Source organism: Acidisoma sp. S159, from assembly GCF_009766125.1.
GTDB lineage: Bacteria > Pseudomonadota > Alphaproteobacteria > Acetobacterales > Acetobacteraceae > Acidisoma.
This window is the reverse complement of record NZ_LMUG01000023.1, coordinates 1-8650: the sequence shown is the minus strand read 5'-3', so window position 1 is coordinate 8650 and position 8650 is coordinate 1. Positions and strand designations below refer to the sequence as shown.

Sequence of the window (8650 nt, the reverse complement as noted above, 5' to 3'; positions counted from 1 at the left end):
CATGATCCATGTCGCCATGGGAAGCCTGCTTTTACGCCGGATCGCCCATGACTGACCTTTCTCAAACGGACTGTAAGTCGACCAAGTCTGGGAAGGTTTTGGATGGCTTCGAGGAGGCCCTCGACACTTGAGGCTTCGGCGACGACGCCGTGGTTTTCAGCGGCATTCCGCCCACCAGATGCGATCATCCGCATCCCAACGAGCGTTCACTTTTATAAGTTGTCATTTGAGCCTCCCGAGGGCGGCCCACGTCTCCAAGCATCTCAGCCGTCCCCCCCAATAGATCACGCTTGAAGGTGGGTCCGATGGAGGAACGGAAACTGTCCCCGCTAAATTTTCTGAATTATTGAAGCATGTTACGGGGAGCCATTGGCTCCCGGAGTAGACTCGAACCTACGGACCGAGCGATTGACAGCCGGCGCGTGGCGTGCCGATTATTCATCGTCGGTCTCCTCCGCTGGCAGCATGCCGGGCGCCAATTCATCCTGGGTGGGCAGCACGCCGGCGAGGTCGTCCGGCAGAGTCTCAGGCGCCAGGAGACGATAGCGGGCAACGCCGATCGGCGCGTCGACGCCACGGAGCGCGTATTCCACAACGACCCGGTTGTGCTCGCGGCAAAGGATCAGGCCGATACTGGGATTGTCGCCCGGTTCGCGCCCCGTGTCGTCGAGCGCTGCGAGATAAAAGTTCATCTTGCCCGCATGCTCTGGCCGGAACGGTCCTGTCTTTAAATCGACAGCCACGAGGCAGCGTAGCCGGCGATGGTAGAACAGGAGGTCGACGTAGAAATCCTGTCCGCCGACCTCCAGGTGATGCTGGCTGGCGATGAACGAGAAGCCCTTTCCGAGCTCCAGCAGCAGGTCCTTGACGCGCGCGATTAGGCCGCGCTCCACGTCGCGCTCGCGCGCGGCCTGCCGCAGCGTCAGGAAGTCGAACTGATAGGGGTCCTTGAGCGCCTGCTGGGCGAGGTCGGAGGTCTCGGGCGGCAGCGTCCGCGCGAAGTTCGTTAGCGCCTTGCCATGTCGTGCGTGCGCCTGCGTCTCAATCTGCGTGCCAAGGACGGTGCGGCTCCAGCCGTGCTCGAGCGTGGCCTCGGCGTACCAGAGCCGCGCGGCCGCATCCTTGACCGCCAGTAGTTCGATATTCTGGCCCCAGGGCAATTTGCCAACGACCCGTTGGAGCATCGCCGGATCTGGCCAAGCCTCGGCGAACGCCTTCATGTAGCGCAGGTTGGCCGAGGAAAAGCCGCGGGTGTCGGGGAATGCGACACGTAGATCGACGGCGAGACGGCCGACGATCTTGCTACCCCAGCCTTGTTCGGCCTGCCGCTCCAGGATGTCGCGGCCAATGCGCCAGTAGAGCCCGATGAGTTCACTGTTGACGGCGAGGGCGGCGCGCAGCCGCGCCTCACGTATCCGTGTCTTCAGGTCGGCGAGCCAGGCGGGGTAGCCGGCGGGGACCGGAGGGGCATTCATGGGCTCACCATACGCCGGCGAGCGGTGGTGGCGTAAGGCGGCGACCGAGAGCGCGCGACGGGTCAATTTGCCAATGGGTCGTTGGCAAATTGAGCGACGCTTTTATAGGTCGACGGCTCGAGCTATTCGGACTTTGGCGCGTCGCAGCGGCTGGGATTTCGCCGCCGGGATGGCGGCGGAGCGCCTGACGGAGCACCTGCGTCGATCCGGCTACATCGTCATGCGCGCCCGCCCCGGCCGCCCACACTCCGCTGGCTAGGCGGATGAGATGGCAGACCTCGCATTTCGCAAGGATCATCAAGCGGCCCTAATAGAATGTGTTGTGCACTGCAGTCGTGAGCAGAGATCGATCAAGGTCGAATATCTTGGCAATAAGCATAGATCGTGGAAACCCTTGAGCCGAGTATTTGCAATGCCGAGCGTCACTAGTGCCTCGAACTTCTCGGCCACTACCATTTCGAGGGGTAAGCTCGAAGATTCGGTGCGGGTGCATCCAACAAGGCGGGGTAGTCGATTTCGACAGGCGCTGGGGTCACTGCACCGCCGAAGCCGACGTCAACCTTCATTTGGGATCCGTGCCCCGGCGATGGTTGCCGTCGTGCGGACGCGCACGCCGCCATATTCTGCTTCCTCGTAGATCGGGACCGCCAACAGAGCTGCTACATCAAACGTCACGCCGTCATCGCCGACCGGCTGGGAGCAAATGGCTCGGAAGGTGTCGGTGATGGCGTCGGCTTCGCTGTCACCGTAGCCGAGCAAGTCCAGATCGCGCGTGGGTCGAAACGGGTCGTCTACCAGGTCACGAAGAGCATCGCCCCTTTGAGGACGAAGTGGTCGCGATGTGGCGACACACTTAGCCGGTAAAGCGGTAAAGCAGACGCTCAAGCGCATAGCGTGTCAGCAGAACCTGGAAATCTGATCGCTCGGCGCGTGCCCGGTCGAGGAGCCTCGCCCGCACCGACGCGCCGATGTCGCGGGTCACGCGGCATCAGACACAGTTGCTTCGACGTAAGAACGCATTACCGACCACACCCGCGCCTTTTGTGCGTACTACCCGAGCTGATCCGAATTGCAGTGACGGCGGCGAAGACCTTCGCGCAGCCCTTCCATCGCTGCGTCGAGACCCACCTTGGTGCGGTAACGGAAGCAATCGATAATTGCCCTCGCCGGGTCCGTGATCGGGACGTCGACGTTCTCGATGCGATGGCGCTCGACCCCTTCTGTGAACGCTGCCCCCGTGAAGCGGACGAACCGAATAGGCGGATAGTCGATCTTGGGACGCCAGGCAGTGCGGTTCGATAGCCATCCAAACAGCCGAAGGCATCTGCAGCGTCAGTTCGTGGTATTGGAGCGCCGACGTAAGGCAGACTACTCCTTTCGGAACAAGAACAGCCGCTTCTGCGAGCGCATGGTCAGCCTCAACTTGGACGTCAGGGAGTTGATACGGGCCGCGCGCCGGGCGGACCACCGCCTCCTCCCGAACAAGACGGGCGAGTGTCTCCGATCCAATGCCCTCTGCAGCGAAATCTTTCAGCCGAAGCATTCCTCGGTCTTTGAGGAGGCCGAGGGCACGAAGGTTGGAGCCATAGGCAAACGTGCCTAACTTGGTCGCTGATTGGGTTGACGAGGTAGTGAGCCTCCCGTCATGAAAGTTTGCGCCGTCGCGCCCTGGCGCGGCGGCGAGAAAAGCAGGGCCAGGAGGGGACGCCACCGACCCCTCGGCGTCGTCTACGGGGATATGTCAAGGCAAAACGACCCCGCGTTTCTACGTCCATCGTCAACACGCGAGAATCTATATTATCGCGTGTTGATCAGGTTTAGAGGCTCAACTCTGTGGTTCGGATTAATACGATTGCGTGTAGTTGTTTAAGATTCGTGCCGTATTTACACCCCAGTGGATTGCGTACAATATGGATCAACTCGCACCTTAGACGATCCATATGAGGGTTTAATACTATGATCCCGCCTGCGGTCCTCCCACGACACCCGGCGATGACCGGGCTATCCCGGCGTCGCCTGATGAGCATAACAGGTCGGACAGTAGTCATTGGAGCTGCGGCGACCGCGTTAGACCTCTACCCATCAGCCCGGGCGGAGGCAGAGACGCGGACCCTGAACTGGATCGCTCCGCGTGGGTTCGTCGAGACGCTAGACGACTGGTTTCATTGGTCGGCGCGGGACCAGGGCTATTACGGCAATCTCGACGTCATCTATCAATCCGGCCCTAGAGACGGCACGGCGGCGGTGACGCTGATCGACCAGGGTAAGGCGGATGCCAGTTCGCCCTCTCCCGGCGTCTTCGCGCTCGGCGTCGATCGCGGCATGGACATCCTTTATGTCTTCAGCAAGCATCCCGTGGACATCTTCAGCTTCGCCTTCCGCAAGGGACAGGCGGTGACCACGCCGGAGCAGATGAAGGGAAAGACCGTCGTGCTGGGCAGCATCGGCTGGAAGCCGATCGTCGATTCTGAGCTTGCGCAATTCGGCGTCGATCCTACCAGCGTGACCTGCGTCGAGGCAGGCAATAGCTGGGGCCAAGTCGTGGCGCAGGGGCGTGGAGATTGCGCGCTGACCTGGGAGGGACAGCGAGCGACCTGGCACTCCGAAGGGCTCGACTTCGACTACTTTAAACTCTTCGAGAAATCTCGCTTCCCGGCAAATGGCGAAGACATCAGCCGGGCCGAGTTCAACGACAAAGACAAGCGCCAAGCTTATGCCGATTACCTGCGAGGGTATGCGATGGGGCTGGAATTCGGGCTACACAACCCACGCGCCTCCGCCGTCATCGTCGACAAGCAATTTCCGCAGCTGGCGAAGGCGGTGAACCCGGCGGCGTCGACCGAGCACATCATCCAGCTCACCAACGTCACACGGGGGCCGCTCACGGCGAGCAAAGGATGGGGATGGCAAGATCCGGCGCAATTCCAGCTGTTCTTCGACACCTATCTCAAGACGGGACAAATCTCGAACCACATCGACGCCAACAAGGTCGTCAGCAACGAGTTGATCGCCTATGCTAACGATTTCGACCACGCTAAGGTGAAGGCGGACGCGGAGGCGTACAAGCTGCCGCCGGAGTACGAGGCTGTGGATGTGGCCGAGATTCGCGCGCGAAACCCGGCGCGATATTAAGCGGCGCTGCTATGGCTAGCATGAACGTCGAACCTAAGCTCGCGATATCGGGGGTATCGAAATCCTATAAGACACGCAGCGGGGTGACGCCGGCACTCAACAATTTCGGGCTCAGCGTCGCGAAAGGCGAGTTCGTCAGCATTGTGGGTCCAAGTGGCTGCGGCAAATCAACACTGCTTTGGTCGGCTGCCGGGCTACACAGTCTTGATCGCGGCCAGATCCTGTTGGATGGCGAACCCATCACCCGGCCACATCCCCAGGTAGCGATGGTGTTCCAGGAGGCGAACCTGCTTCCTTGGCAGAGTCTGATGAAGAATGTGGAGTTGCCACTGCGTCTTCAGAAGGCGGAGCCAGGCCCGACACGGGAGCGCATCCGCGGATTGTTGACCCGTGTCGGGCTGCAGGGGTTCGAAGATCGGTTTCCGCGTGAGCTGTCAGGCGGCATGCAGCAGCGCGCCTCGATCGTGCGAGCGCTTTCGACCAATCCGTCAGTTTTGCTGATGGACGAACCCTTCAGTGCGCTCGACCCCTTCACGCGGGAGGATATGGCGCTGCTGTTGGAAGAGATTTGGCTGGAGACCCGCAAGACGGTCCTTTTCATCACGCACAGTATTTCCGAGGCGGTTTTCCTGTCGGACCGGGTAGTGGTTATGAGTGGCAGGCCCGGGCAGGTAAGACGGATTTTCGATATCGACATTCCGCGGCCGCGGCCGCTCTCGGTCATGGAAGAGCACGGCTTCATCGACATCGTGGCAGAAATCAAGGCCGCGATCGGTCGCGGCACCGCAGCGGTCCACCGAGTGGCGGAGAAGGCGTGATGAGCGTGAAGCTGGAGGACGAGATCCCATCTTTCCGCGGAGAAGCGCATGGCGGCGAGGCCAACCTGGCGAATTGGTCGGCGATGCGCGCGGCCGGCGGGAAGAACTCTCGAGAGATCGGACTAATCTTGCTTGTAGCAGCCATAGTGCTGGGTGGGGCGGAGGCGCTAATCCGAGGCTATCACGTACCATTGTATGTGATGCCGCCGCCGAGCATCATTGCCCTGACACTGGTGACCAACTTCCACTTCTTCCTGCCGCATATCCTCATTACCTTACAGGAGCTGGCGGTAGGATTCGCGATCGGCGCGACCGTCGGTTTCCTGCTAGCGATGGTTGTAACGCAGTTCCCGCTCGCCGAGAAAATCGTAACGCCGTACATTCTGCTCTTGGTCACGACGCCCATGATCGCCTTAGTGCCCTTGTTGATCCTGAAGCTCGGATTCGGCTTGGCGCCGCGGATCATCGCGGTGGCGCTGGCCTCTGGGCCGATGGTAATGATCAATTCGTCTACCGGCTTCCGCAGAGTGGATCTGGCGAAGATCGCTCTCGCACGGTCCTTCGGGGCGAACGCCCTACAGGTCTTCACCCAAATTCGCATTCCGATGGCGATGCCGATGGTGATCGTGGGATTGATGGTGGGCTCCATCTTCGGGCTTCTGACGGCCGTGGGCGCAGAGATGGTTGGCGGGCAGGACGGCATAGGCAGCAGGCTCACGTACTACTCGTCGCTGATCCAGATGCCGCAATTCTTCGCTTGCATCGTGATCCTCGCCGCGATCGGGCTGGCGATCTACCTGTTTTTCCACTGGGTAGCCCGGAGGTTCGCCGGCTGGGAAGCCTGAGGCGAGGTCGGCTTTGCAGCGTCTGTAACGGGCGTATACAGACCCACGAGCGTTCCTTCGGGGTCGCGAAACTGAGCTGCGCGGTTACCCCATGGCATCATCTTCGGCTCGTGCACGACTTCCAATTCATCTTTTAGCCTTGCGAACTCGGCTATGACATGCCGCCCCTCATGCTGACATCCGATGAGATCGAGGCTGTCGTGCTCGGAGCTCAGTGGGTAGCGGGCCGATCCGACGGGGTTCTCTCCAATGCGGCTCGCGATATGGTCGCGAAGATTGCCGTACTGTGTGGCCGGTAATCCTTGGCTACGCCGAGACGAGCCGCTTGCTGATTGCATGTGCGAGCTGCGTCGAAGCTTCCGGCATTTTTGCACGCACAGGATCATCAAGGCCGAGTTGCTCTCCGAGAACAACGGCTTGCGGCAAGGCGAATTACGCCGCCACTGGCAGGTTTGGCGAGAGAAGATACGACGCCTTGATTGACTCCTAAGCCAGTGCCACTCCTCTGTGAAGGCGCTTCCGGTCACGGCAGCCAGCCGCAGTCGCCCTCGTGCCATGTTTACGTGGTGAGCCAAGGTTGATCTTTCGATTCCCTCGAGTGCCCTGGGGACGGAATGCGTCGCCTTGAGCAAGCGGTTCTAGCCCGGCAGGTCGAGCGGTTCCTCGGCGTCAATAGCCTGGACCGCTTCTCGCATCCGCTGAAGCATCTTTACGAGCTTGTCCTTCTCGCCATCGATGAGAGCGCCAAACATAGTCGCACGAACCTGATCGCGAACCACCTGCGCCTCCGCCAGATCGTGGGTGCCCTTTTTCGTCAGCCTCAGGGTCTTCGCTCGGCGATCGGCTGGGTCGGGCGTTCGCGTAATGAGGCCGTCGCGCTCGAGTGCGTCGAGCGCTTCGGTAATTGTTCGCGGTGAATAACCCAGTGCTGTTGCAATATCGGACCATCGGGCGCGCGAAGTGTGCTGGATGACTTCCATCAGCCGGCTCTGCGCGAGCGAGACCCCCTTCTCCCGCATCAGTCGATCTTCGATGCGCATCCCAAGAGCCGTTAAGCGTCGAAACTCCGACGCCAATGCTTGATCATCAATCACGTCGCCGAGATCCTCTCAAGTCGGCCGCCTTCGCCTCCATTTCGATCGAGAAGCTGCAAAGTCGTCGCGCGACGCATAGGGGTCCTGGGTGCCCGACATCATGAGCACCCTCGAGGCAATGGGGCCGTCCTGACCGCCATTCGACCGAATATAGCCAGGGTGAAAGCCGATCGCCGCCAGAATGGGGCGCACCTGCACGGGCCAGCTCAAGGACAGTGATGCCGCCCTGGCAGAAGCCGACCGCCGCAAGGCGCGAAGCATCGACGAGCGGCTGCGCCGCCAGTGTGCGAAGCCCCGCCGTGGCGCGCTCTAGGAAGAGCCCCGGCGTTTCCACCAGCTTTGTATGGCGGACCACCATCTCTTCACGAGGAGAACCTCGAATTCCATATAAATCGAGCGCGAACGCGGCATAGCCAAGTTCGGCAAGGGCTTCCGCGCGCGATTTGACATGATCGTTCACACCAGGAGCATCATGAGCAACGAGAGACGCCCGGCACGGGCCGGTCCGTCTCGGGTATGGCGAAAAAGCCGGAAGCTTCGCACCGCCACAGTCGTAAACGATAGGTTGGAGGCTCATCACTTTACCACCCGCTAGTCCTCGTGGCCGGATCTTCACTATTCGAGGGGCTGCCCTGCCACCGCGGAGCGGTAGCGACCGAAAGGCGGCTCCGTGGGGCATTGGGGGGGTAGACGTGCCAACCCATGACATCTCAATTGGCGCCGTCTGAGCTCGGCGAGCCGAGTGCACCCTTGCGGGCGTCGCTCACCGTCAGCCAGACCGCCGCTACGAGGAAGTAGAACGCACCGAAGGCGGCGTAAGGGGCCACGGTGGCGATGCCAACAAGGTCGGCCCCACCGGCCATCTTCACGAAGAAAAGACCGGCCACAACGGACTGCGCACCGCTTAGTATCATTGCCCATTGAGCACCATTGGATTTCCAGCGGCGGGCGGCGGTCGCGAGCTGAAAGAGGCCGGCGATCCCGGCCCAAAGGCCAAAGACCACGAGTACGCCGTTCATACTGTTCCCGAGTTCGACGGCCACCGCAACCGCGGTTATCGCGCTAGCGATGAAATTCAGGAGCTGCGTGTAGTTGCGGCTGAGACCACCGTTGCGTCGGGCATCTACGAAATTTGCGAATGCGTCCCACGCCGGATAACCGACCAGCATGATAGCGGCCAGCGTGGGTATATTCTTCGCGACAGCGAAGGCTAGTGTCCTGATTCCGAAGTTTCTATCCACATCTCTGCTGGACGTCGACGGTTCTTTGGCAGAAGCGCTGGATTG

General features: G+C 60.9%; 10 protein-coding genes. 3 read left to right on the top strand and 7 right to left on the bottom strand.

Annotated features, from left to right (window positions below):
* Positions 1-434 precede the first annotated feature (434 nt).
* The 4 genes from GSQ92_RS07490 to GSQ92_RS31655 all read right to left on the bottom strand — a co-directional run bounded on the left by GSQ92_RS07490 (position 435) and on the right by GSQ92_RS31655 (position 3018).
* Entirely contained in the window at positions 435-1541 is a 1107-nt protein-coding gene (locus tag GSQ92_RS07490) for a YhcG family protein (protein ID WP_254066586.1), read from the bottom strand.
* A gap of 489 nt (positions 1542-2030) precedes the next feature.
* Positions 2031-2366 (bottom strand): nucleotidyl transferase AbiEii/AbiGii toxin family protein, encoded by a 336-nt coding sequence (locus GSQ92_RS31415; protein WP_256367083.1) that lies wholly within the window; start codon positions 2364-2366, stop codon positions 2031-2033.
* A complete protein-coding gene (locus GSQ92_RS31410; RefSeq protein WP_256367084.1) occupies positions 2329-2457 on the bottom strand; it encodes a hypothetical protein in 129 nt (42 codons plus the stop codon). The genes GSQ92_RS31415 and GSQ92_RS31410 overlap by 38 nt, the downstream gene beginning before the upstream one ends.
* Positions 2458-2463: 6 nt before the next feature.
* Positions 2464-3018 (bottom strand): type IV toxin-antitoxin system AbiEi family antitoxin domain-containing protein, encoded by a 555-nt coding sequence (locus GSQ92_RS31655; protein WP_371418546.1) that lies wholly within the window; start codon positions 3016-3018, stop codon positions 2464-2466.
* 476 nt (positions 3019-3494) lie between these two features.
* Here GSQ92_RS31655 and GSQ92_RS07475 point away from each other — a divergent pair, with 476 nt between their 5' ends.
* The 3 genes from GSQ92_RS07475 to GSQ92_RS07465 are packed head-to-tail and all read left to right on the top strand — an operon-like array spanning position 3495 to position 6270.
* Positions 3495-4607 carry an ABC transporter substrate-binding protein gene (locus tag GSQ92_RS07475; RefSeq protein WP_159013270.1) on the top strand — a complete coding sequence of 371 codons (1113 nt, stop codon included), beginning with the start codon at positions 3495-3497 and terminating at the stop codon, positions 4605-4607.
* Positions 4608-4627: 20 nt separating this feature from the next.
* Positions 4628-5425 (top strand): ABC transporter ATP-binding protein, encoded by a 798-nt coding sequence (locus GSQ92_RS07470; RefSeq protein WP_159013271.1) that lies wholly within the window; start codon positions 4628-4630, stop codon positions 5423-5425.
* Complete coding sequence (locus tag GSQ92_RS07465; RefSeq protein ID WP_159013269.1) at positions 5425-6270, top strand: ABC transporter permease; 846 nt, start codon at positions 5425-5427, stop codon at positions 6268-6270. Before GSQ92_RS07470 ends, GSQ92_RS07465 begins: the two co-directional genes overlap by 1 nt.
* Positions 6271-6908: 638 nt before the next feature.
* Here GSQ92_RS07465 and GSQ92_RS07455 read toward each other — a convergent pair.
* The 3 genes from GSQ92_RS07455 to GSQ92_RS07445 all read right to left on the bottom strand — a co-directional run bounded on the left by GSQ92_RS07455 (position 6909) and on the right by GSQ92_RS07445 (position 8533).
* Positions 6909-7310, bottom strand: coding sequence for a MarR family winged helix-turn-helix transcriptional regulator (locus GSQ92_RS07455; RefSeq protein ID WP_159013268.1), 402 nt, complete (start codon positions 7308-7310; stop codon positions 6909-6911).
* A 46-nt stretch (positions 7311-7356) separates the two neighbouring features.
* Positions 7357-7941 (bottom strand): dienelactone hydrolase family protein, encoded by a 585-nt coding sequence (locus GSQ92_RS07450; RefSeq protein ID WP_159013267.1) that lies wholly within the window; start codon positions 7939-7941, stop codon positions 7357-7359.
* Positions 7942-8074: 133 nt separating this feature from the next.
* Positions 8075-8533 carry a DUF308 domain-containing protein gene (locus tag GSQ92_RS07445; RefSeq protein WP_216856775.1) on the bottom strand — a complete coding sequence of 153 codons (459 nt, stop codon included), beginning with the start codon at positions 8531-8533 and terminating at the stop codon, positions 8075-8077.
* Positions 8534-8650: the final 117 nt, after the last annotated feature.